This window comes from Shewanella pneumatophori (genome assembly GCF_023283895.1).
Classification (GTDB): Bacteria; Pseudomonadota; Gammaproteobacteria; order Enterobacterales; family Shewanellaceae; genus Shewanella; species Shewanella pneumatophori.
The window spans coordinates 463552-486244 of the sequence record NZ_JAKILB010000002.1 but is presented as its reverse complement, the minus strand read 5'-3'; the positions used below and the strand labels follow the sequence as shown (position 1 = coordinate 486244).

20 protein-coding genes, 1 pseudogene and 1 riboswitch are annotated in these 22693 nt (G+C 43.3%); of the genes and pseudogenes, 13 read left to right on the top strand and 8 right to left on the bottom strand.

The genetic code is table 11. The features are described from left to right. Positions 1–54: 54 nt before the first annotated feature. Positions 55–258: riboswitch (cobalamin riboswitch) on the bottom strand. Positions 259–577: 319 nt separating this feature from the next. Next, on the bottom strand, positions 578–1264 hold the full coding sequence (locus L2740_RS05135; RefSeq protein WP_248949038.1) for a hypothetical protein: 687 nt from the start codon (positions 1262–1264) through the stop codon (positions 578–580). Between the two features lie 275 nt (positions 1265–1539). Here L2740_RS05135 and L2740_RS05130 point away from each other — a divergent pair, with 275 nt between their 5' ends. From L2740_RS05130 to L2740_RS05095, 8 genes are all read left to right on the top strand, one after another. Next, positions 1540–1917 (top strand): BlaI/MecI/CopY family transcriptional regulator, encoded by a 378-nt coding sequence (locus L2740_RS05130; protein ID WP_248469888.1) that lies wholly within the window; start codon positions 1540–1542, stop codon positions 1915–1917. Next, entirely contained in the window at positions 1893–3113 is a 1221-nt protein-coding gene (locus tag L2740_RS05125; RefSeq protein ID WP_248949037.1) for a M56 family metallopeptidase, read from the top strand. Before L2740_RS05130 ends, L2740_RS05125 begins: the two co-directional genes overlap by 25 nt. 199 nt (positions 3114–3312) lie before the next feature. Then, complete coding sequence (gene azu, locus L2740_RS05120) at positions 3313–3768, top strand: azurin (RefSeq protein ID WP_248949036.1); 456 nt, start codon at positions 3313–3315, stop codon at positions 3766–3768. A gap of 227 nt (positions 3769–3995) precedes the next feature. Further along, positions 3996–5831 (top strand): pepsin/retropepsin-like aspartic protease family protein, encoded by a 1836-nt coding sequence (locus tag L2740_RS05115; RefSeq protein ID WP_248949035.1) that lies wholly within the window; start codon positions 3996–3998, stop codon positions 5829–5831. Between the two features lie 13 nt (positions 5832–5844). Next, the gene (locus L2740_RS05110; protein ID WP_248949034.1) at positions 5845–6408 is read left to right on the top strand and encodes a GNAT family N-acetyltransferase; all 564 of its coding nucleotides are present in this window, start codon (positions 5845–5847) and stop codon (positions 6406–6408) included. A 104-nt stretch (positions 6409–6512) separates the two neighbouring features. Beyond that, positions 6513–7337 (top strand): SAM-dependent methyltransferase, encoded by an 825-nt coding sequence (locus tag L2740_RS05105; protein WP_248949033.1) that lies wholly within the window; start codon positions 6513–6515, stop codon positions 7335–7337. A gap of 146 nt (positions 7338–7483) precedes the next feature. After that, the gene (locus tag L2740_RS05100) at positions 7484–7747 is read left to right on the top strand and encodes a hypothetical protein (RefSeq protein ID WP_248949032.1); all 264 of its coding nucleotides are present in this window, start codon (positions 7484–7486) and stop codon (positions 7745–7747) included. Between the two features lie 8 nt (positions 7748–7755). Next, complete coding sequence (locus tag L2740_RS05095) at positions 7756–9567, top strand: tetratricopeptide repeat-containing diguanylate cyclase (RefSeq protein WP_248949031.1); 1812 nt, start codon at positions 7756–7758, stop codon at positions 9565–9567. 166 nt (positions 9568–9733) lie between these two features. On the opposite strand, the gene L2740_RS05090 is transcribed toward L2740_RS05095, so the two are convergent. Next, complete coding sequence (locus L2740_RS05090) at positions 9734–10258, bottom strand: NADPH-dependent FMN reductase (protein WP_248949030.1); 525 nt, start codon at positions 10256–10258, stop codon at positions 9734–9736. 193 nt (positions 10259–10451) lie between these two features. Here L2740_RS05090 and L2740_RS05085 point away from each other — a divergent pair, with 193 nt between their 5' ends. Next, positions 10452–11369, top strand: coding sequence for a LysR family transcriptional regulator (locus L2740_RS05085; protein WP_248949029.1), 918 nt, complete (start codon positions 10452–10454; stop codon positions 11367–11369). A gap of 176 nt (positions 11370–11545) precedes the next feature. Beyond that, positions 11546–13723 carry a cation:dicarboxylate symporter family transporter gene (locus tag L2740_RS05080; RefSeq protein WP_248949028.1) on the top strand — a complete coding sequence of 726 codons (2178 nt, stop codon included), beginning with the start codon at positions 11546–11548 and terminating at the stop codon, positions 13721–13723. A gap of 66 nt (positions 13724–13789) precedes the next feature. Here the strand turns inward: L2740_RS05080 and L2740_RS05075 are convergent, their stop codons facing one another. Both L2740_RS05075 and L2740_RS21435 read right to left on the bottom strand, forming a co-directional pair. Further along, positions 13790–14515: a pseudouridine synthase gene (locus L2740_RS05075; protein ID WP_248949027.1), complete on the bottom strand. Its 726-nt coding sequence runs from the start codon at positions 14513–14515 to the stop codon at positions 13790–13792. Positions 14516–14629: 114 nt separating this feature from the next. Then, a complete protein-coding gene (locus L2740_RS21435) occupies positions 14630–15160 on the bottom strand; it encodes a type II secretion system protein (RefSeq protein WP_275974009.1) in 531 nt (176 codons plus the stop codon). 284 nt (positions 15161–15444) lie between these two features. Between L2740_RS21435 and pyrC the strand changes: the two genes are divergently transcribed. Continuing rightward, the gene (gene pyrC / locus L2740_RS05065) at positions 15445–16482 is read left to right on the top strand and encodes a dihydroorotase (RefSeq protein ID WP_220779151.1); all 1038 of its coding nucleotides are present in this window, start codon (positions 15445–15447) and stop codon (positions 16480–16482) included. Positions 16483–16539: 57 nt separating this feature from the next. Here pyrC and L2740_RS05060 read toward each other — a convergent pair whose 3' ends face one another. Then, positions 16540–17319 carry a CLCA_X family protein gene (locus L2740_RS05060; RefSeq protein ID WP_248949026.1) on the bottom strand — a complete coding sequence of 260 codons (780 nt, stop codon included), beginning with the start codon at positions 17317–17319 and terminating at the stop codon, positions 16540–16542. A 171-nt stretch (positions 17320–17490) separates the two neighbouring features. Between L2740_RS05060 and ppiC the strand changes: the two genes are divergently transcribed. Both ppiC and L2740_RS05045 read left to right on the top strand, forming a co-directional pair. Next, on the top strand, positions 17491–17769 hold the full coding sequence (gene ppiC, locus L2740_RS05055) for a peptidylprolyl isomerase PpiC (protein ID WP_012156435.1): 279 nt from the start codon (positions 17491–17493) through the stop codon (positions 17767–17769). Between the two features lie 180 nt (positions 17770–17949). Continuing rightward, positions 17950–18045: pseudogene (locus L2740_RS05045) on the top strand (peptidylprolyl isomerase); the annotation flags it as partial. 227 nt (positions 18046–18272) lie between these two features. Here L2740_RS05045 and L2740_RS05040 read toward each other — a convergent pair. The 3 genes from L2740_RS05040 to gshB form a co-directional block, all read right to left on the bottom strand. Continuing rightward, a complete protein-coding gene (locus L2740_RS05040; protein ID WP_248949025.1) occupies positions 18273–19349 on the bottom strand; it encodes a PQQ-dependent sugar dehydrogenase in 1077 nt (358 codons plus the stop codon). A 175-nt stretch (positions 19350–19524) separates the two neighbouring features. Continuing rightward, complete coding sequence (locus tag L2740_RS05035) at positions 19525–21504, bottom strand: flavohemoglobin expression-modulating QEGLA motif protein (RefSeq protein WP_248949024.1); 1980 nt, start codon at positions 21502–21504, stop codon at positions 19525–19527. Continuing rightward, the gene (gene gshB / locus L2740_RS05030) at positions 21488–22525 is read right to left on the bottom strand and encodes a glutathione synthase (protein ID WP_275974007.1); all 1038 of its coding nucleotides are present in this window, start codon (positions 22523–22525) and stop codon (positions 21488–21490) included. The genes L2740_RS05035 and gshB overlap by 17 nt, the downstream gene beginning before the upstream one ends. Positions 22526–22693 lie beyond the last annotated feature (168 nt).

Genomic DNA, 22693 nt, shown 5'->3' with positions numbered 1-22693 from the left:
TAACTTATGCCTAGCCGTCAATATGCCGCATCTCGAGATCTGCCCGCCGAAATCATCGAAATCACTTTACTGGCCGGTCTCCGGACTTAGGTTCTGTATTAGCAATTTAATACGCGAGTACAAGCTTTAAACACCTTTCCATTAAGGCGCACCTGTCTCTCACCATTCACCGTTGCGGGGGCAGTGTCAGAATCAAACTGACTTCCCGATTATCCTCTGTTACTAAGTAACTAAGGCACCAACAAAGTTGACTAAAATACTCTTTTTATGAGCTGTTTTTTATAAGCTATTTCTATAAATAGCTAACTAACAAAAAACCAAAATATGGGCTTTTCATTATTGGATTACATCATTTTAAGTACTACTTTTTGCAGTAGTATGCATTGCACCCACTCAAGAGCAAAAAAGCGCCACCAATGAGTGCGCGCATTATAGACGTCTATACGGTTAAATGTCTAACTTAACCTAAGGTAAAACAGCAGGATTAGCGGTAGGGATAACGCATCAATTTGATATCAGCTAGAATATTTGCTTTAAAAGCAAACATAAAAAGCAAGTAAACAGATAGATGCGCTTATCAATGTAGGCTTAGCGGAGTAATGCTCGATAAAAATTCTTGATAGTTTTGCGATTTAACCGGCGGATTAGCTTTACTAAAGCTGTCACCTCTAATCGATTTATGGATCAAATACAGATCAGCTTTACCTTTAACCGCAGTGTAGTGGCCAATTTCACCTAAACCGTGGTTGGCCTCATAAGCGGTAGTTTTATCAATCGACTTAATATGTGAATTCGGCATTTTCGTGCAGCCGATAATCGCACTAGCAGTTTCATGGCCATTTAATGGCTCACTGGGTAAAGTTTCAAACACCATTTCACCTTGGCAATTTTCAAGGTACACATTGGCCATTGTTTCCAAAAAAAGCTCAGGTTCAATATCTGCAGCCACACCTTTAAAGCCTTGTACACACACCATAGACGACCAAGTTTGTAACTCTTGATTAGCAGGCACAAACTCCGCAGAAAACATCGTTTCTTGTTGTTCTGAATGCGCTAATTTCCAATCTGAGGGTAAGTTAAAGTTAATGGTCTGCTCAAAGATCACCAACTGCTGCGATGATTGATGAATCGTTTGATTACTTGGCGCTTTTGCCGCGTTAGCAGCGGTGACTTCAGCAGAGGCTTTATCTGCAACAGCGGCAAGAGGCTGAGACACAAGCAATATAATACTGCTGAACAAAGCAAATGTGATACGAGATAACATTGAGGGCATACCTTTACAATCCTTGTTTAGGGTATTTTCTATACTTCTCATTCTAAATGCGCTTCGGCAAAAGTGGTAATTAAAAAGCCAATTAGTTTTGCCCTCTCTCCAGTAAATACACATTAATAACAAAATAAGCTTAATTAATAACTACTTATAAAGACAAAAACAAACAAGATTAAAAATCAGCCAAAAAATACTTGCACATTTTGATTACATTTGTAATCTTAATTATAAATTACAAGTGTAATCATAAGTACAAGGAAGCGCTAAACATGAAAGAGATCAGCAATGCTGAGCTATCGGTTCTCAATATTTTGTGGCAGTCATCACCACAAAGTGCCAGCGAGGTGATTAACCAATTATCGCGCAGCCATGATTGGCACGAAAAAACCGTTAAAACGTTACTAAACCGATTAGTCAAAAAGCAAGCCATTGGTTTTGAAAAACAAGGCCGTTCGTACCTGTACTCGCCGTTAATTGATCAGAGCGAATACCAGCTAAAAGAAACTGAATCCTTTATTGATCGCTTATTTTCAGGCCGCATTGCCCCACTCGTCGCAGGCTTTGCTAAGCAAAACAAACTTAATGCGCAAGATGTTGCTGAGCTGCAGCAGTTAATTGATACATGGCAAAAGGAAAACAAGTCATGATGCTATGGATGGCGCAACAAACCCTACTACTCAGCCTAATTTGTGTAGGCTTACTGATTTGCCACAAGCCGCTACAAAAATACTTAGGCTCACACCAGACTTATCATCTTTGGCTCGCAGTGCCTATTCTATTACTTAGCTCAGCTATTATCGCTGCCATGCCAAACCTATTTGCAGCAGTTCAGTCTCAGCAAATCGCTCATTACAGCGTTTTGGCAAGCAAAGTAATTCAAGCTAAAAACACAACAAACTATGTGCTATTTGTAAGCTATGTATGGCTTGGCGGAATTGCCATCATGCTTATGCTGCTTGTGCTGCAGCTTGTATCAATCAAAGCCCTTGCTCGCAGCGCGACTAAAGTAAGCAACCCATTTTCACGCCTAGCGACTTACGTTCACCCCAAAGTGCAGTCGCCGATGCTTATAGGCATTGTGAACCCAAAAATCATCTTGCCAGTAAACTTCAACCAACTTAATGCACAAGAGCAGCAAGCCATTATCAGTCACGAGCAATATCACCACCAGCGTGGCGATCTACAGTGCAACTTATTGGCGTATGGCGTGTTATGTCTGTTTTGGTTTAACCCCATTTGCTGGCTTGCATACCGTCGCTTTCGCGATGATCAAGAGCTAGCCTGCGATGCCTATGTTACTCAGTCACTCAACAAGCAACAAAAAATCAGTTATAGCCAAGTGCTGTTGGCTTATTCACAGCAGGCCCAGCACGGCTTGCTACACACTCACTACGGAAATAAAAACATACTCAAGGAACGTATTATGCAAATGAAAACACAGCAAAAAGGCCAAAGCAGCATTGCAGTTATAGGATTAATCATGGTTTTAGGGCTTTGCGGCCTAATGCTAAATCAACAAGTTCAAGCCGGCGGAGTTGATAAACAATCTGTGGTATATCCAACAGTGCGTATTGAGCCCAAGTATCCAGCGGAAGCTATCGAAGCCAATCAAAACGGCTTTGTGCAGCTCAAATTTGATATTACCCCAAGTGGCGCAGTAACCAATGTTAGCGTAATAAAATCATCACCTGAGAAAGTGTTTGATGCAGTGGCTATTACCGCATTAAAGCAATGGCAATACCAGAGTTCAGTTAAAGGCGTACAAGGCTCAAAAGTACAACTCGACTTTGAAATTGAAGCGCCTGCCACCGATGTCGAACGCATCAAGGTCACCTCAAAATAACACTCTCTAATGGTCAATTGGGCTTAGCTTACTAAGTCCAATTGTTAATCTATATTGCTTAGCCATAACAAGCGCAGTTTTTAACTTTGCAGTTAGTCAAAGAGCCAATCTTTAAAAACAATTTACAATTGATTATCATTCTCATTTAAGCAGTTTTACATTAGGATGTTAACGTCTTTTACTATATGAGAAGTTAACAATGCATACTCTAATCAAGTTTGTCGCAGCAGCTCTGCTGCTCAGTATTTCAAGTTTTGCTAGCGCTAACACATGCCAACTCGATATTAATGCTACCGATGCAATGCAGTTCGACAAAAAGGAACTAACATTGCCAGCGGGCTGCACTGAAGTCACCTTAAACTTACACCACACAGGCACCTTGCCAAAAAGTGCCATGGGCCATAACTGGGTGTTAACCGAAACCGCCAATATGTCAGCTGTTGCTAACGAAGGCATGGCCGCTGGCGCAGCAAACAGCTACGTAAAAGCCGATGATCCACGCGTACTGGCTCATACCGACATTATTGGCGGCGGCGAAAGCACTAGCATTACCTTTAGCACCGCTGATCTCGATCCAGCAAAACAGTACAGCTTCTTCTGCTCGTTCCCTGGTCACTGGGCAATTATGCAAGGCCAATTTGTCATTGCCTCATAGTTAACCAACGAGGTGCAAATATACTCCCCCAACTTGATTTGCACCTCGCTCAAGCATTTAACGGCAAAACCTACCTCAACCTAAGCAGCACGCCTTAGTAAAACCACACGCAAATTAACAATTAATTAACCTGCAGACCGATTTCTGCTATTGTGATTTTCGCTATCAAAGCAGCTTTATCTCGTTAGCTCGCAAGCTTTAAAAACAATAACAATCAGGCGCAATCAATGTCAGATAAAACACCATTAATCACTCCACGCACTTTAAAAGTACCGATAACCAATGTTTACGCAATGGGCGGTTACTGCGCCCAACTTAGATTTGGCGCTAATAAAACCCCAGCAAATCTGATTATTGATACAGGCAGTAGTACTTTAGTGGTGAGCGACAGTGATTATGACGATGAGCAAGACATTAGCTTAGTGGCCACCAGCTTTGCTCAAGAAGTATTATACGGTGCGGGCGGCTGGGACGGCCCAGTAGTGCATACCCGAGTCGGACTCAGAGAAGAAGAGATTGATTTTAACCTAAGCGACGGTTATCAGTTAGAGCCAAATCCTGATGCCCATGCACCCATAGTGCTTAACGATTGTCCAGTGGCGATAGTGTCGTCGATTAAACAAGAGGGCACATTTTTACACGCCGACGGCATACTCGGTCTTGCTTACCATCAGCTAAACAAAAGCTACAATCTCAAACACTATTTTGACAAATACAATATCAGTCCAGCGCTCACTTACCCTTGGCCATTTGACGATGAAATTAGTATTTGCAGTAATGATTATCACGCCCACTTAAATGCAAACCAAGTAGAAAACCAAGTCGAAAACAAGGCGGCTTACTCTGAGCAAGATTGCGATAATCGCTTTACCAGCCACGATTTACGTCAGTTTAAAGCCTTTTTAAAACAGCAGCCCACGCAAGATATTATTCCCTACTTTACTGAGCTCACCCAACATGGTTTAACTGCCAATAAGTTTGCTTTTTACAGCCGCCGCTCAAGCGTACACTTTTCTACCGATATTAGCGCAGCCACCTTTAGTGCAAAAAAGAGCGCCGATAAAGCTGAAAAAACAGATAAGGCAACACAACAAGCACACTTCGCACAGTTAAACCAAGACTCGCTCAATCAGGGCTGGTTAATTATTGGTGGCGGCGAAGAACATACCGAGCTTTATCAAGGCGAGTTCACCACTATCTCTGTGGTAGAAGACAAGTATTACAACGTTAACCTCATCTCTATCCAAGTCGGCGACCAAACCGAAATCGACAGCCTACTCACCGAGGAAATAGAGAACAGCCTTGAGCCAGACGAAAGTACTGAGCCAGACGAAAGTCTTGAGCGAGAAAACAGCCCTGAGCGTGCAGAAAGCCTTGAGCCAGATAACAGCCCTGAGCTAATAGAAAGCCCTGAGCCAATAGAAAGCCTTGAGCCAATAGAAAGTACTGAGCATCTAGCAAACCATGACCACGCCCTACTCTCGGCCATCGGCATGAACAAACAGCTGCGTGGTCGCAGTAACGCCATTATCGACACAGGTGTATCAGGCATAGTGTTTACCAAGCATTTATACAACGCCATGGTGGAACACTTCAGCGCGCTAAACCCCAAATTTGCAGCACTGATAAAGCCCTTTAGCGATATCGCCATGCAATATCAAGGCATCGACATGAACCAGTTAAACCTTGATGAATGGCCCACGCTCACACTGCATTTTGTCGGCGAGCGCAATCACCATAGCCAACACACTCATAGTAGCTATGACAATACCAGTAAAAATAGCAGTGAAAATAGCAGTGAAAATAGCAGTATAAATAGTCGTGACCATAGCAGTGACAACAAGCAAAACAGCCCAGAAAAAGTCAGCATTCACATAAAGCCCGAACACTACTGGCAAACCAACACCCCAGCAAAGGGCAAGGCCTGTTTTAAGATTTTGTCACAGCTTGCTGGCTGGCCTAATCAGTCGCTACTCGGTTTACCGCTAATGAATGATCACTACGTGATTTTCGACCGCTCCGCCCATCAAACCGGCGTTATCCACTTTGCTAAACAGCGTTAATTAGAGAGACACCATGGCTAACTCAGCACACCAATTTGAAACCGAACGACTATCCATGCGCTTACTCGATGAGCGAGATAAAGACTTATATGCTCAGATTTATACCGATGAAAAAATAATGAGAAAAATTTCAGCGCCGCTATCAGTTGAAAAAGCGCACAAAAGCTTTGCTATCGCATTAAAAAAAAATGCCCAACCACAATCCCCTTTTCTAACTTGGGTCATCACCAATAAAACAACTAATGAAACTATTGGTATACAAGGTTTAACTCAACATAAAGAACAGCCTGCATTTGCAGATGTAGGCATCATGCTACTTCGTAACGCCCAAGGAAAACTGTTGCCGGAAGAGTCTATAAGTGGGTTATTTTATTACGCATTCTCAAAACTAAATTATCTGCGTATCTACGCTCATTATTCAAAAACTAACTATGCAACCCACAGGGTGACCCAGAAAATGGGCTTCACTCCTGCCTCCGCTAGCACAGCAGAAAGTAACGCCTGTTTTTTAGATACCAAATGGTTAGAAAAACAAGAACACACCCAACCAATTTACAATTCCAATACAAGTTCATAACTGATATCTTGTTTCAGCATAAACAATGCGTCTTCTGTAGATGGATGAACTGTAGGAGCAGAGATACTCCTCTAACAAAATAATAAAAATAATAAAGGGTAACCATGTCAGGTAGTTTAGCGTGTGTTGGAATAGGAATGACTTTAGGGGCACATATTTGCCCATTAGCAAAAAGCTATATAGAACAGGCCGATGTGGTATTTTCAGGCATGTCTAACGGCATAGTTGAGCTCTGGCTGCAAGAGATGCACCCCGACGTGCGCTCGCTGCAAGGCTTTTATCAACCCGGAAAATCTCGCCATATTACCTACCGTGAAATGGTCGATGCGATTATGACCGAAGTGCGCGCCGGCAAAAAAGTCGTCGGTGCATTTTATGGTCACCCAGGGGTATTCGCCCACGCGCCACATAAATCTATCGAAATAGCCAAGGCTGAGGGTTTTCACGCTGTCATGGTACCGGGAATATCGGCAGAAGACTGCCTAATTGCCGATTTAGGCATAGATCCCGGGCAATATGGTTGCCAGCAGTTTGAAGCCAGCCAGTTTATGTTCTACCAGCGCCGCTTTGATCCCTCATGTTACCTAGTGCTGTGGCAAATCGGCCTTGCTGGTGACAAAAGCCTAACCAAGTTTGCTACGGGTGCGGCGCACCGCCAAGTATTAATTGAGCTGCTGAGTAAAGACTACCCACTTGAGCATCAAGTGATTTTATATGAAGCCGCCGTACTGCCTATAGACACAGTGCGTAAGCAAACACTCACCCTAGCAGAATTGGCCGATGCCGATATTTACATGCACACCACACTAGTTATTCCGCCAAGCCAAAAGATGCAGCCCAATCAAGCAGTATTAGACCGCCTTGCGCAAGTAGAAGCCCAACTGCTAGCTGAGCAAAGTGGCGCACTTGCTGAGGCAAATAGTGAATGAATGAAATCAACAAGTTGATAAACAAGTAGATAAAGAAACGGATTAACAAAAGCTAAAAGGTCGGTCTCCGTAAGCAGGCAAGTCCTTCCTAAGAAAGAGAAAAGAGAAAAGAGAAAACCATAAACGACAATCAACAAGGAAATAGTATGTCAAACATCATTCAACTGCTGGAACGCATGGGTCAAGATGCAAGTCTGCAAACAGAAACTAACTTTGAGCAAGCGATTGCCGAATCCGCACTAACCGAATCATTAAAACAAGCGCTAATCAACAGAGATGATATTAGCCTTAAGCGCGAGCTAGATGTCTGCCCAGATGTCGTTTGTGTACTTTTACCTGCCGAAGATGACGAAGAAAAGACTGAGGATTCGCCAAAAGAAGATGAAACAGAAATCAGCGTGAATTCATAAACTATAAAATGAGCTCTTTAAAAATCGTTTGGATTTTAATTATTACCTTCGTTTTCATCAGTGCCTCCCGCGCTGATGAAAATTCTGATATCACTAATTTACTTCAAACCGCTGATAACATAAGAAGTAGTAATCCAAAAGACTTCAACATTATGCTCGAGGATTTAGAAGACCGCCATGACGAATTCTCAACAGAGCAATTACATTATTTCAATTATTTAAATGCGTATAGGTTTGCTTTTCAGGGAAAATTCGAAGACTCATTAGAGCTATGGAAACAAGTGTCTTTAGCTAAATCCTCCCCACTGCTTAGCTTTAGAGCGAACTTATCTCTAGTCAATATTTATGCAATATCAAAAAACTGGGCAGATGGGTTAACCCACCTCGCTATAAACTTAGATATTCTCCCGCAAATTACTGAACCTGAATTTCAAGAGTTAGGCCTGCTTATAGCTGCCATGTTCTACAACCAACTTGGTCAATATGAGCTAGGGCTAAAATACGCTAATCGCTTAGGCTCACAACTATCACAAGGGCGCAATTATTGCCTAGCTAAACAGCTCGCCTTAGAATCCCAATTTAAACTGGGCCAGCTCAGTGAAGACTCTGCGCAAATAGCCCAAGGTCTGCAAGCCTGCCAGCAGAGCAACGAAGTGGTGATGGAAAGCGCCATTTATAGCTATTTAGCTGAACTATATTTAGATAATAACCAGCCACTACAAGCAATCGCCACGCTAGAAAAGCAGCTAGTTGCCATTGAGCAGACAAAATATGCGCCCATTCTTGCTCAATACTATGCTTTATTAGCAGACTCATACTTTCAAACCCAGTCATACTCTTTAGCGAGCGACTTTGCATCTAAAGCAACTAGTCAGACTCAAAATATTGCTAACTCTAAGCCAGAGGTCACCGCTTACAACATTCTATTTCAAATCGCTGAATCTCGCGGTGAACACCAGCAAGCCTTGGCATATCACCGAGAGTACGCAGCTGCCGATAAAGCCTATTTGGATGAAGTTAAAACCAAGCATCTCGCATTTCAGCTAGCGCAGCATCAAGCGACTGAGCAAAAAAACCAGATCAAGCTTTTAGATGACCAAAACCGTTTACTGCGCTTGGAGCAAAAACTCAGCCGCAGTGAAACCGAAAATAACCGCTTGTTTATTTCGCTACTATTTGTGTCGATACTGTTATTGGTTGGCATGGTGTATAAATCACGTACCACACAAAAGCGTTTAAAATTGCTGGCGGAGTATGATGCGCTGACTAAGGTACATAACCGTGGCCACTTTACCCAATTGGCATTAAGCGCCATTGACTACTGCAGCAAGAACAAACAAGTGGCTAGCTGTATCTTGTTTGATTTAGATAAGTTTAAAAGCATTAACGACACCTACGGCCATGCAACGGGTGATTGGGTGTTAAAACAAGTCGCCAATGTGTGTCAGTCGCAATGCCGCAAGAATGACCTATTTGCCCGCCTAGGCGGTGAAGAGTTTTGTATTTTCTTGCCTAGCTGCGATGTGGCCACCGCCGCACAGCTGGCTGAAGAATACCGTAAGCTGATAGCAACTATCGACAGCAAAGACTCGGGCTTTGAGTTTGCGATTAGCGCCAGCTTTGGAGTAACAGACTTTAGCTTATCGGGGACTAACCTAGATAAAATGGTGGCCGACAGTGACCACGCTATGTATGTGTCGAAAAAGACTGGCCGCAATCGAGTGACCATATTCTCAGATGGCATTGCTGAGTTTAAGCGCAATAAGCAGGCTAACAGTGCCATAAGCAACCAAACACCTGAGGCAGCAATACAAAGCTAACCGTCTGTTGCTCTGTTACAAAGCTCTCTGTAGTAAAGCCATCGCTAGCAAAAAAAACTTGTAAAGAGGCAAACTGCTACCGTTTCAACTTATCTCAAGACCAGACAAGCAGATAAAAAATAAGCCTGACATGATGTCAGGCTTATTTTTGTTTAACGCTTTAGCGCTATTTCAAATTACTTAGCGCTTCAAGCAGTGCTGATTGTAGCTCTGGGTTACGTAGCGCCTGTGTTTCCATATCGAAGTTATCGAAAAAGCTTGGAATAGACAGGGTCGCTCTAACATCGGCGGCAAAATATGGTGCTGAACCTGCAGCTGCAGCTAATACTGTTGCCGCGCCGCCAGGGCCCGGTGAGGTTGCTAACATCACCATCGGCTTATTTTGGAACACTTTCATGTCGATGCGTGACGTCCAGTCAAACAAGTTCTTGTAAGCCGCCGTGTATGAGCCATTATGTTCGGCAAATGAGATAATAATCGCGTCAGCTTCACCTAGTTTGGCAAAGAACTTTTGCGCTTGCTCAGGTTGACCTAACTCTTCTTCACGATCTTGGCTAAAAAGTGGCATTTCGTAATCGTTGATATCGAGGATTTCAACATCTGCTCCGGCGACTTGTGACGCTGCATAAGCGGCAAGTTGCTTGTTAATTGATTTAGAGCTGCTGCTGGCTGCAAAGGCTAATAGTTTCATAATATTCTCTCTGTACTGTTATTACAGGTAACGCCTGCAAAAAATTAGGTTCAATTGCCGTACTCTGCTGCAAGCTAAAGATTAACTTTTGAGCGACAACTCGATGTAGAGCAGTGTATATTGGTGACGAATAAAGATTAATAACCTTAAAAGATAATAACTATTTCCATATAACTGTTAATAGGCGGTATTGGTGACAATAAATAAACTGTTTGATGGCATAGTGATTTTTGCACAAGTGGTTAAAAGCGGTGGTTTCTCGGCAGCAGCAGAAGCCTTAGGCCATTCAACCTCTTATGTAAGTAAAGAGGTCAATAAGCTTGAAGCTCGTCTAGGTGTGCGCTTGCTTAACCGTACTACCCGCTCAATAGGTTTAACGCCTGAGGGCGAAGCTTATTACCAGCAGTGCCAACAATTGATAAGTGACGCTGAGCTTGCTATTGGCTTAATCACTCAACACGATGTAAGCCCGCGCGGAGTATTAAAACTCAGCTGCCCTGTTGGCTTTGCCCAAAGTCACTTACAAGAAATTATTTCTGAATACATCAAGCGCTACCCAAATGTGAGTTTAGAGCTCGATTTAAGCGATCAGCGCACCGATGTGATTGCCGACGGTTATGATCTCGCAATACGCGCCTCAGCCCAACTGGAAGAGTCGAGCCTTATTTGCCGTAAAATATACAGCAGCAAGGCATATACGGTCGCCTCGAAAGAGTACATTTCTCGCCACGGTAAGCCACATCACCCTAGAGAGTTAGCCACTCACAACGGCATTTGCTATTCCAATTTAAAGCAGCCTAGCCGCTGGGATTATATTGACGCTACGGGAAAAGCTTTCCATGTCGATATTCGCCAAAAAGTGCTATGTAATAATGGTGATATGCAATTGGCTATGGTGCTTGCCGGCCATGGCATTGCCCGCTTGCCGAGTTTTTATATGGAGGCAGCACTTAACGATAATCGTCTAGAGATTTTATTTGAGAACTGCCCCAACACCGAAATAGACGTTTATGTGGTTTATCCAAGCCGTAAACACTTGTCGCCTAAAGTCAGAGCCTTTATTGATTTAGCCGCCGAGCGACTAGGAGAGTCAAACAGCAATGTTAATTAACATGCTGAATTTTTAACGATATCAGTTTAAAGTTAACGCTTAGCGAACTTATAATAAAAGCATGCTTGTGCAGGCTATGCAGACACTAGAAATAATGACTTATTATTAGCAATGCGCTAAACAAAAGTAATAGAGCAAACCAATAGTTCTAAAATAAACAAAACTAATAACTTAGGATGGAACCCGTGCTAAAAAAAGTCCTCGCGATGACCAGCTCAACCCAAATGTTAGTCGCCATGTTTGTTGGTTTTGGCGTTGGCTTGTTTTTTGGTGAATCTGTTGGCTGGATGGGCACCATTGGCACCAGTGTTATTTTACTGATGCAGATGACGGTTCTGCCTTATATTGTGGTGTCGCTGGTTGGCGGTATTGGTAAGCTACAAAAAAGCACCGCAAAACTGATTTTTAGTCGAGCAGGCTTAATCATGTTATTGCTTTGGTTACTGGCGATTGTAATGATTGCACTGGTGCCACTGTCGTTCCCGATCATTGAATCGGCGTCTTTCTTTAGTACCAGTAGCATAGAACCTGTTACGCCCATTGATTACTTTAAACTGTATATCCCCTCTAATCCGTTTGAGTCGATGGCTGATGGTTACGTGCCTGCTATGGTGGTGTTTAGTATCGCCATGGGGCTTGCGCTTATAGGTATGCAAGGTGAGCATAAACAGCAAATACTAACCTTTATGCATACCAGTTCGGAGATTTTTTCTCGCATTACTCAAGGCCTAGTTAAAATTCTACCTATTGGTATTTTCGCTATGTCAGCGTCAGCAGCAGGCACCATGGGCGTTGATGAATTTGCCAGTATGCAAGTTTACTTAATCAGCTATTTTGTACTTTGCTTATTGCTAACTTTTTGGGTACTGCCTTGGATTGTGGCCTCGCTCACCCCGATTACCTTCGCCCAAGCGCTACGTATTTCAAAGTCCAGCTTAGTGACCGCCTTTGCCACCGGTAACATTTTTATTGTTATTCCGGTAATTGTTGAAGAGTGTAAGCAAGTGATGCGCGAGCACGACAACCTGTGTGAAGACGGCGCCACCTTGATTGAAATCTTAGTGCCCATTGCCTTTACCTTCCCGAATATTGGCAAACTCACGGTTATTCTATTTGTGTATTTTGCTGGCTGGTTTAACGGTACTCCGGTAGATATTAGCAGTATTCCGTCGCTATCAATTAGTGGCCTGTTGGCACTATTTGGCAGTGTGTATGTAGCGATTCCATTTATGTTGGACTTGGTAAAACTGCCAGCCGATCTGTTCCAACTGTTTGTGATGTCAGGATTTATTACCGGCAAGTTTAACTCTATTGCCGCGGTGATGAATCTATTTGTACTTACCCTACTGACTGCGTCACTGTTTCAAAAGTCACTCAAACTGCGTCCGCCGCAACTGCTTAAAATGGGCATAGGCATTGGCGCTAGCGTAGTAGTCACTTTACTTGTTTGCCGCGTGGGAATGGGCACATTTATCCAAAGTCCTGAGATCACCAGTGGTGTGATTGCCAATATGCAAGTGGCTGACAAAGTACCAACTAAGGTAAAAAGGCAGTTCCCAGTCATAGGCCAAACACCAGCAACTCCTATTCGTAGCGTACAAGACATTCGCGATGCAGGTACATTGAGAGTGGGCTACATACCGAGTAACGTACCCTTTAGTTACTATAACAATGCGGGTCAATTGGTAGGCTTTGACACGGCAATGGCCAATAAGCTGGCTGAAGATTTAAAAGTTAAAATTGAATTTATTCCGTTTAGAAAAGATAAGTTAGCCGCATCGCTCAAGGCGGGATTCTTTGATATTGCTATGTCGGGTCTTGCAATGGATATTGAGCAAATGGATGCGCTAAGTTATGCCAATCCAGTACTTGAACTCAACATTGCCATCGCGACTCGCGACCACTTGGTAAATGATTTTAAGAGTAACGACAAGATCAAACAGATGCAGGGCATGACCGTTGCTTATGTTGAGCATAGTGATGCAATTGAAGATGCGAAAAAGATGGCGCCAAACATTAAGTTTGTCAAAATCGAAGGCTATAAAGACTTTTTCAGGCAGAAAAAACAGAAGTACGATGCGGTAGTGATTAGTGCTCAAGCTGGCTCGGCTTGGACCTTGTTCTTCCCGGGTTACGGTATTGCGCTGCTGGAAAACAAATCCCATTACCCTGTAGCCTATGCTGTGGCGCAAAATAACCAATCGCTACTTAATTACATTAATAACTGGCAGCGACTGCGCAAAGTCGATGGCACTCAAGAGCAGATTTATGATTATTGGATGCTAGGTAAAGGCGCTGAGAAAGTTGAGCCGCGCTGGTCAATTATCCGCAATGTGCTGCATTGGGTTGATTAATCGCAATCAGTATAAAAATTTGATTTACTAGCAAAACGCCCGCTTATTAGCGGGCGTTGTTTATTGTCACGCCGATATCTGACTTGGCGTTGGCGTTGCTAACAATGCCACTTCATCTGCTGTTAAGTAACGCCATAGCCCCACTTCAACATCAAGCTTCAACGCGCCTATTTGCTCACGGTGCAATCCATTAACTCGGTTACCAATCGCGGCGAACATACGCTTTACTTGATGGTATTTCCCCTCAGTAATGGTTAACAACACCTCGGTTGATGTTACCAACTCAAGCTTAGCCGGCTGAGTTAATGCCTTTTCATTTTGTAGTTGTAAACCACTGACAAAGCTTGCAATTACCTCAGCGACATTATCAGCCGTGATAGGGTCACGCAGCGTTACTCGGTAGGTTTTTTCACATAGTTTGTCGGGGCGAATAATATCAAACGACCAGCGACCATCGTCGGTTAATAACACTAAACCTGTGGTATCGGCATCGAGCCTGCCGACTATATGCAAGTCTTCAACCCGCTCAAGTTCAATGCAGTTAAATAAGCTGGGGTAATCGCCATCCACGTTAGAGCTTAAGGTATGCATGGGTTTATGCAGCATGATGTAACGTGACGGCCGTGCAATCAGCTTTCGTCCGTCTAAAGTTATGTGATTGCTTTCATGAACTTGAAAGCTGATATCGGTTATCACCGCATCATTAACACTGATCTTGCCAGCATTAATGCACTCACTCGCCTCTGCACGATTAAGCGCTGTGCTTTTACAGATAAATTTGTCTAAACGCATTTTTCAACTAACTAATGTAACTAACAAACGAATATAACCGACTCATTTAACTAGCCAATATAACGAACTAGGTAAAACTGCAAACTGACTAGCAGCTGCAATTATCAGCACTAATTAACAACCGTCAGTAAAATAAGTCACAGTGTAACGGGTTGCAGAGGTACCACCTGTGCCACCTGGCTCGCTATATCGTAAATAGCAAGCGTCTGCGTCTGCAGGGAGTGATTGTCCAGCTTCAAGATTATAACCGATTTGTACCCGGCTAGAGTTACTCGAATTACTACAACTGCTACCAAAACACACATCGATTGAATCGTCTAGGTCAACCATGTCTAAAATGCCTAAACCATCTTCAGGCCAAGCTTCAGGGTAGCCATATTTTAACTCAAAAATACCTGCTGGAATTTCAACATAAGGCGGATTTGAATCTGAACTTCGCGCTTGTTCTGCAGCACCTTCGATTTGTGCCTTTAAATAAGTTTCATCAGCCGCAAAAGTGATTGCAGCGCCAATACCTTCAAGAGCGCTAATCTTACTATCGCGAGATAAGTTGATAAATTTAGGTGCGGCTGTAACGGCCAAAATACCTAAAATAATAATCACCACCACCAGCTCTATCAGTGTGAATCCTTGCTGCTTCTTCATTGATTAATCCTTAATAGTGCCTTTGTCAGCCAATCTATCATCGACTCAGTAAGTGCTGTAAACACAGCCGTTGAGGCTTAACATTTAACAGAAATTGATCATAACGTGAGTTTAATACTTTCTACAGTATTAAATGACATGTCCTATTAGTTGATTTATTCAGTTACGCTTTAATATTCAAAGGTTCAGCTATTAAGCGGCGGCGATTTCAGGCACAATAGCGCCCTAAGTAAAAGCTTATAAAAAAGCTGACGTATTTTGTCGTAAACGCTTAGGAACCTACAATGACGCAAATCACCCTACTAACTCCTGACGATTGGCACCTTCATTTTCGCGATGGCGATATGCTACAAGAAACCGTTCCAGCAACGGCACGCTTGTTCCAACGCGCAATTGTAATGCCTAACCTATTGCCACCTGTTACCAATGCCCAAATGGTCACCGAGTATCGTGAGCGTATTTTAGCAGCGCGCCCAGCAGGTTCGACTTTTGAACCGCTAATGACAATTTTCTTAACCAATAACACCACAGAGCAAGACATCATTGATGCTAAAGCTGCTGGTGTTGTTGCAGCGAAACTTTACCCAGCGGGCGCAACGACTAATTCTGATGCGGCAGTTAAAGCGCTTGATTCACTATTTCCAGTATTTGAAGCCATGGCTAAGCACGGTATGTTGCTATTGGTTCACGGTGAAGTGACCGAATCGCACATCGATATTTTCGACCGTGAAGCTATGTTTATTGAGCGTTACCTTGCACGTATTGTGGCGTCTTTCCCAACGTTGAAAGTAGTATTTGAGCATATCACCACTAAAGATGCGGCTGACTTTGTTATGGAAGCCGCTGACAACGTGGCAGCGACAATTACCCCACAGCATTTACTACTAAACCGTAACGACTTGCTAGTTGGTGGTGTTCGCCCACATAACTTCTGTTTGCCAGTACTTAAGCGCAGCACTCACCAAGAAGCACTGCGTGCAGTAGTTGCAACGGGTTCAAGTAAGTTCTTCTTAGGTACAGATTCAGCGCCGCACGAGAAGCATCGCAAAGAATCAGCTTGTGGTTGTGCTGGTTGCTACAGCGCATGGAGTGCATTAGAACTTTACGCCCAAGTATTTGATGACTTAGGCGCATTAGATAAGCTTGAAGGTTTTGCTAGTAAGCACGGCCCAGATTTTTACGGCCTACCGCGCAACACCAGCACAGTGACCCTAGTAAAAGAAAAATGGACAGTACCGAGCGAGATCATCTTGCCAAACGGTAGCCCGATTGTGCCTTTCTTTGCCGGCGAAGAAGTAAACTGGAAAGTAAAAACAGCTTAAGCGTTGAAGACCTGTATTAACTAAAAAGCCCGCATATGCGGGCTTTTTTTTAACTTTCTACTCTCGCCCAAGCGCATCGCCAAGAGGCTCAAAATAGTTTATCAAGGCCTCAAATATCTGCTCTCTATGCTCTAGAGTTGGGTATCCGCCTGCATCAAATAGTGGTGACTTTAAGGTTTCATCAACCAAATAAGGGTTAGTGATATCGTTATAAGACTCGATACACGACTCAAACGCCCGCGCCATTAACTCAGTTGGCCGCGAAAAGTATTGGCTATTATGTTGTTTATCCAAAGCGATTGCTCGGTTGACATAATCATGGCCATCTTCACCGTTTTCATTGAGCAATGCCACTTCAAAAACTCGCTCTAAGCGTTGATTTAATGGATGCTTAATTGGTTTTACATCTGCTAGCCAGCTATGACTAGCAAAGGAAATACCATTAGGCGAAGTACGGTAAGACTTAGGCGCAATGTAGTGATCAAACGCATGCCAAAACTCATGGGCTAACGCGCCAGCGCCAGCATTTTTGGCTAAAGCTAATTCACGTTTATGGGGTGCATAATGGGCTTGCACACCTTTTTGGCCGCCACTGCCAAAGGCAAGGTTTAGGGTTTCGCGCAGCCCCAGAGCTTTAGGCGGTAGTTTTAAAATAAAAGCTAAATCGGCTAATGAGTCAAAAATCAGATTTGCAGCTTTATCGCGCTCTTCGTTTTCAACCCATTTGCCCAAGCGTATATGCCCAAGACCAAATACCTGCTTGATATCAACAAAGCTGACTTGTTCATCAAAGCGATAATCGGGGCCGATGCGGCGGTAACTTTTACTTTTTAACACTTCAACCCGCCTCTATTATTTGAATTAACGTCAATCAGATTAAACCTATATAAGAGTCTCGATTATAAAGTTAAATGGCTAATTTAGATATCAATAGCTCATAGACTAGCTTGCCAATAGCCATAACCGTTATAATGCTGGCAATTAGTTTCAAGCATATTAGGTTCCACCATGGCGCGCACCGCAGCAGCATTACACATATTAGTTAAGCACCAAACACTGGCTGAAGATATCATCAAGCAACTGAATAAAGGCGCCAAGTTCGACGTACTTGCTAAAAAGCACTCAACTTGTCCATCAGGTAAGAAAGGTGGCAGTTTAGGCGAATTTAAGAAAGGCCAGATGGTGCCACAATTTGATAAGGTTTGTTTTACGGGTGAGTTAATCACACCACATTTAGTCAAAACCAAGTTCGGTTGGCATGTAATTAAGGTTTTATATCGCACTTAGGTTTAATTATATTGAAAGGCCAAATGGGTATACCCACAAGAATTTGATAAGGTTTGTTTTACGGGTGAGTTAATCACGCCACACTTGGTTAAGACTAAGTTCGGTTGGCATGTGATAAAGGTTTTATATCGCACTTAGGTTTAATTATATTGAAAGGCCAAATGGGTATACCCACAAGAATTCGATAAGGTTTGTTTTACGGGTGAGTTAATCACGCCACACTTGGTTAAGACTAAGTTCGGTTGGCATGTGATAAAGATCCTTTATAGAACCTAATTCCTAGGGCGCTTTGCTACGAGGGCGGGCTTCGCCCTGCTAGAAAAGTCAACAGCGAATAGCGCCACCATTGCCTTTCCGGCCTTTGCCTTCCCCCGCTTTTCCGTAAGCGCAGCGTTCCGTGAGTGACGCAGTCACATTCTTAAGACCGCTGACCGTTCGGCTCTTGACGTCTTCGCTTTTCCTAGGTCCTAGAACCTTCTCTTCCTAGGACCTCGAAACTATTTTTACCGCTTAAGCCGATAAAGGTTACCGCTGTCGGTACTGAAATAGATATCACCTTTTGGAGAGACCTCGATATCGCGAATGCGCTCTCCAAGTTTGGCCATTATGCGCTGCTCATCAATCGCTTTTCCTGCATCAGAAACAGTGACCACATTAATGTGAGTCAGCTTTAATGCGCCCGCGAGTAACTTACCATTAAGCTCTAGAAATTTATCACCGCGATACAAGACTAAACTGCCCGGCGCGATTGACGGGATATAGACTTTAACTGGCGGCTCAATCCCCTCTTTTACTTTACCGTCGCCAACACTGATTGGTCCCCAATACTCTTTACCGTGTGAGGTAATTGGCCAGCCGTAATTTGCACCAGCTTTAATTAGGTTAATTTCATCGCCACCGCGTGGCCCGTGCTCAATTGACCACAGCTTTTTGCTTTGCACATCATAAACTAGGCCTTGTGGGTTACGGTGACCATAGCTCCAGATCTCATCTAAAACCGCTTTGTCTGCGATAAATGGATTATCACTTGGTACGCTGCCATCTGGATTTAAGCGTAAAATAGCACCGGCATGGGTAAGTGTATCTTGGCCATTGTCGCGCACACCACGGTCACCAATGGAAAAGTATAAACTGTTGTCATCAAACGTAATCCGGCTACCAAAGTGTCTACCTGTGTCTGAGCGAGAGTTGGAAACAAAAATGTCTTGCCAGTTAGATAGCTTACCGTTTTGATAAGTGGCAGATGCCAGCGTTGTTGCGCCCTCACCTTCTATATCTTTGCTATAGGTTAGGTAAAGGGTATTGGCGGCAAAAGGCGATAGGGCAATATCCAGTAAACCGCCTTGCCCTTGTGCCCAAACATTATCAGGCTTGGCAATGACTTGCTGGCTACCGGTTTTAAGATTCACTTGCTTAATTAGCCCAGACCTTTCGCTTACCAGCATAGTGTTGTCGTCCACATAAGCTAGCCCCCAAGGGATGTTCAGATCTGATGCCACTTTTTCGGCCTCAAATGCGTTAGCATTACTTAAGACCAACATACTCAAGGTCATTAAAGTGATTCGCTTAATCCTTATCATCTGCTTATCTCCCCAGCTCAAATAGCCTATTCATTTTTGGCTTAGTTATTTATGTAATGACTTCCTAGACTGTTCAATTAATCTACCACGATAAAGCTTGTAAGCTAATAAAAGACATAAAAAAGCGCCTTATTCCGTTAAGAATAAGGCGCTTTTATTGTTTGCTTATTGCAGCTTATCGAATCGCCGAAATAAGATAATCAATCACCGCAGTTTCTGGTGTTGATTTATGTTTAAGCTCAAATAACGGTACTGGACGCTCTAACATATTACGCTCGACCATTTCACTGACAATTGGCATGTCTAATATGCCTGCTTTACCTGCCAATAAGTTATCTAGCGGCGTGGTTTTGCTTAAATTAACTATGTCTCTAAAGCCTTTTAAGTACAGGAAGTCTTTAGTGAAACCGCCGCCACGATACACACGAGTGGTTAAGGTAAAGGCTTGTTCGGTCGTTTGGCCATATTCGCGCTTTAAGGTCTCAAATGTCATCGAGAAGTCACGCTGCTCTAGCATTAAATTAACCGCGATCACTCGCATTGCTAGAATTTTTAAACGGTTTAGGGTCAAGTTACCTGAACAGTATTCACTGTAAATCGCCACCCCTTCTTGGGTGTGGGTATTGCCCACTAAGCCAAGTGACATCACTCGTAGCTTTTGGCTACGGGCATTGACGGTTGTTAGCATGTGCACGCCTAGCTCATGGTAAGCAAAAGCCACCAACTCTTTGCTAGTGAACATGGCATCTTTGTTAATCATCAAGCTACCACGAGCACTATTAACCATCGCCTTAGCTACGATGCGCGATGACTTTTCAACTTTACACTTTAGGCCCCAGTCATCGGCATACTTTTGGAATGACTTAACCGCATAAGCTGCATCATAGATAGGCTCTTCGTCATCACCCTCAATGGCTGGCGCACGCAGCAAAAATTCAGCGTTGGCAATATCTTCTTTGTCTGGCTGGCCATAATATTTCAATGAGTTGTAAACAAACTCATCAGTACCTATCGAGCAAAGTAGGTCAATTTTAGTCGCGAGGTTATCAATCACATGGCGATAAAGTTGCTGAATATCGGCATCCATAATATTCGACACTGGCAGCTTATAAAGCTGCTCGCGGAATTGATATGGATTAATGTTTAGCTGCTTATAGCTAAACTCTGGTGCTACTGCACCTTTGCGGGCTAAGAACTTTTTACGCTCACTGGCGATATTAACTGGGTTGATATACTTCAGTGTGGCGACATTGCTAGCAAGCTTATACAAGCTCTTATCTAGCGATAAAATTTCAGACGGTAAAGTCGATGACAGTAGATCGACATTACGCACTGATTTACGCTTACCAAAGCGGCGCATAAAGTAAGCGGCAGACTCAGAAATAGCTTGTTTCACGCCGCCTTTTAGCTCTTCTAACACCAGTGGATATAGCTCGCCGGTGGTTTCGTCCATAAACACTTTTTTCACTTCAAGTGGTAAGACTAAAGTGTGGTCAAAATGGGCGTTAACGTGGGCAATTAAATAACCGCGACCTTGAAACACTTCATCACGTGCCGCGCGCACAGCAATGTTTGGCAGCTCAATTTTATTAAGCTGTTTTTCAAAGTTCTGGCAGGTGGTGCCCCAGCGCTCGATATCTATCTGACTAGTGCCAATATTGAAGGTTGGCGTGTCAGCTTCAATCTGCTGATAGTTAAATGAGTGCACATCAAATACGATGCTATTTTTAAACTGCTTTTCTAAACGCGCAACTAAAGCGCTCAGTACGTTATAAAAAGACTGATGCTTCGCATGGCTTTCATTACGTTGCTTAGTGGTTAATGGCTTTTTCCACGCCGTTTTGTAATGGGTTGAATGCGCTTTAGGTCGGTTTAAGTCATATTCAAAACGTGAGTCATTACCCGTCAATACAATAGGGAATGATGACAGCATGTCTGCGGTATATGGCGCTTCAGCAAAACGACGCTCTTCATCTGTTAAGCGGCAGTTATTTTGCAAGTCTTCACGCAGGCGATGGCCATTATGAATAGCGGTACACACAAATGGTGAGTACTCATCGATTTTTACGGTAAATGCGCCCGCTTCGACTTCTGCGTGGAAGCACTCGCCTTTATTTATTAGTGCAATACATTCTTTTTCAGATAACTTGAGCATCTTCAATCGCCTTTCTAAATTCTGTTTTTCTTGTGCTTAACGCTTCTTTGGCTTGAATTACGCTTTCAATAAAATCGATAACTTTACGCTGTAATTTCACGTTGTTTAATTTATTGATCCGCATAATACCGCCAGGGCTTTGCACGTTTACTTCAATCAACTTTTCATTGATTACATCAATACCGACAAAGAACAAACCGTCACGTACTAGCTTAGGGCCAATATGTTTACACAGTTCTTTCTCTTTTTTGGTTAGCACGTGCTTTACCACGCTGCCACCAGCATGAATATTTGAGCGGACTTCTCCCGCTGCTGGTACTCGTTTCATGGCGCCAATTGGCTCACCATTTAACATCAAAATTCGTACGTCGCCTTCGTCTGCGCCTTCAACATATTCTTGCAGAATAACGTAATTGCCACCTTTGCCACTGTTGATGTAAAACTGCAGCAATGAATGAAAACTCTTTTGCGCCGCTTTTTCTACCAAAATAACGCCTTGACCACCAAAGCCGTCGAGCGGCTTCATGATCATCTTGTCAGTTTTAGACTCGCGTAACACTTGCTCTAAATATTCAGGTGTTTTCGACACATGAGTAGAGGGAATAAAAGTATTGTTTGGGTCGTCAAATGACGCGGTATAAAGTTTATTGTTAGCAATACGCAGGCCGTCAATATCGTTCATGATGAACACTTCATCACGCACTGAATCTAAGAAGTTTAGTGCAATAGGGTCAAGCGGTGGGCTGGCTCGCATAAAGATGCTATCAAAGCCTGCCAAGGGTAATTGCAGCTTTTTAAACTGAGCTTTTTTATAAAAAGAAACGATATTACTCGGGGTTGCCTGCTCTTTATTAAACACTTGGCAAAATGCACTGGCTTCAGAGTCGCGCATGGTCAAATTGCTAGTAGTTGCTACTGCAACAGTATGCCCCCTTGACACGCATTCATGGATTAACCGCAGTGTGGTGTCGGTTTCAGGTACGATCATCGACCACGGGTACATCAAAAATAAAATATTCAATGGGATCTCTTTATAAAACGGAATGCTCTAAAGATCTTGGGCCAGATGGTGGCTTGGGGAGGTGTAGAGTATTCAAAATAAATAACACAACAGGCTTAGTTCAGGTTATGAGCAAACCAACAATGGCATCTATCTATCAATACAAGTTGTACTAGATATGGTTAAGCT

Coding starts and splice junctions, on each gene's coding strand:
- L2740_RS05135 (WP_248949038.1), bottom strand. CDS start 1,264: ATGTTATCTCGTATCACATTTGCTTTGTTCAGCAGTATTATATTGCTT.
- L2740_RS05130 (WP_248469888.1), top strand. CDS start 1,540: ATGAAAGAGATCAGCAATGCTGAGCTATCGGTTCTCAATATTTTGTGG.
- L2740_RS05125 (WP_248949037.1), top strand. CDS start 1,893: ATGGCAAAAGGAAAACAAGTCATGATGCTATGGATGGCGCAACAAACC.
- azu (WP_248949036.1), top strand. CDS start 3,313: ATGCATACTCTAATCAAGTTTGTCGCAGCAGCTCTGCTGCTCAGTATT.
- L2740_RS05115 (WP_248949035.1), top strand. CDS start 3,996: ATGTCAGATAAAACACCATTAATCACTCCACGCACTTTAAAAGTACCG.
- L2740_RS05110 (WP_248949034.1), top strand. CDS start 5,845: ATGGCTAACTCAGCACACCAATTTGAAACCGAACGACTATCCATGCGC.
- L2740_RS05105 (WP_248949033.1), top strand. CDS start 6,513: ATGTCAGGTAGTTTAGCGTGTGTTGGAATAGGAATGACTTTAGGGGCA.
- L2740_RS05100 (WP_248949032.1), top strand. CDS start 7,484: ATGTCAAACATCATTCAACTGCTGGAACGCATGGGTCAAGATGCAAGT.
- L2740_RS05095 (WP_248949031.1), top strand. CDS start 7,756: ATGAGCTCTTTAAAAATCGTTTGGATTTTAATTATTACCTTCGTTTTC.
- L2740_RS05090 (WP_248949030.1), bottom strand. CDS start 10,258: ATGAAACTATTAGCCTTTGCAGCCAGCAGCAGCTCTAAATCAATTAAC.
- L2740_RS05080 (WP_248949028.1), top strand. CDS start 11,546: ATGGAACCCGTGCTAAAAAAAGTCCTCGCGATGACCAGCTCAACCCAA.
- L2740_RS05075 (WP_248949027.1), bottom strand. CDS start 14,515: ATGCGTTTAGACAAATTTATCTGTAAAAGCACAGCGCTTAATCGTGCA.
- L2740_RS21435 (WP_275974009.1), bottom strand. CDS start 15,160: ATGAAGAAGCAGCAAGGATTCACACTGATAGAGCTGGTGGTGGTGATT.
- pyrC (WP_220779151.1), top strand. CDS start 15,445: ATGACGCAAATCACCCTACTAACTCCTGACGATTGGCACCTTCATTTT.
- ppiC (WP_012156435.1), top strand. CDS start 17,491: ATGGCGCGCACCGCAGCAGCATTACACATATTAGTTAAGCACCAAACA.
- L2740_RS05040 (WP_248949025.1), bottom strand. CDS start 19,349: ATGATAAGGATTAAGCGAATCACTTTAATGACCTTGAGTATGTTGGTC.
- L2740_RS05035 (WP_248949024.1), bottom strand. CDS start 21,504: ATGCTCAAGTTATCTGAAAAAGAATGTATTGCACTAATAAATAAAGGC.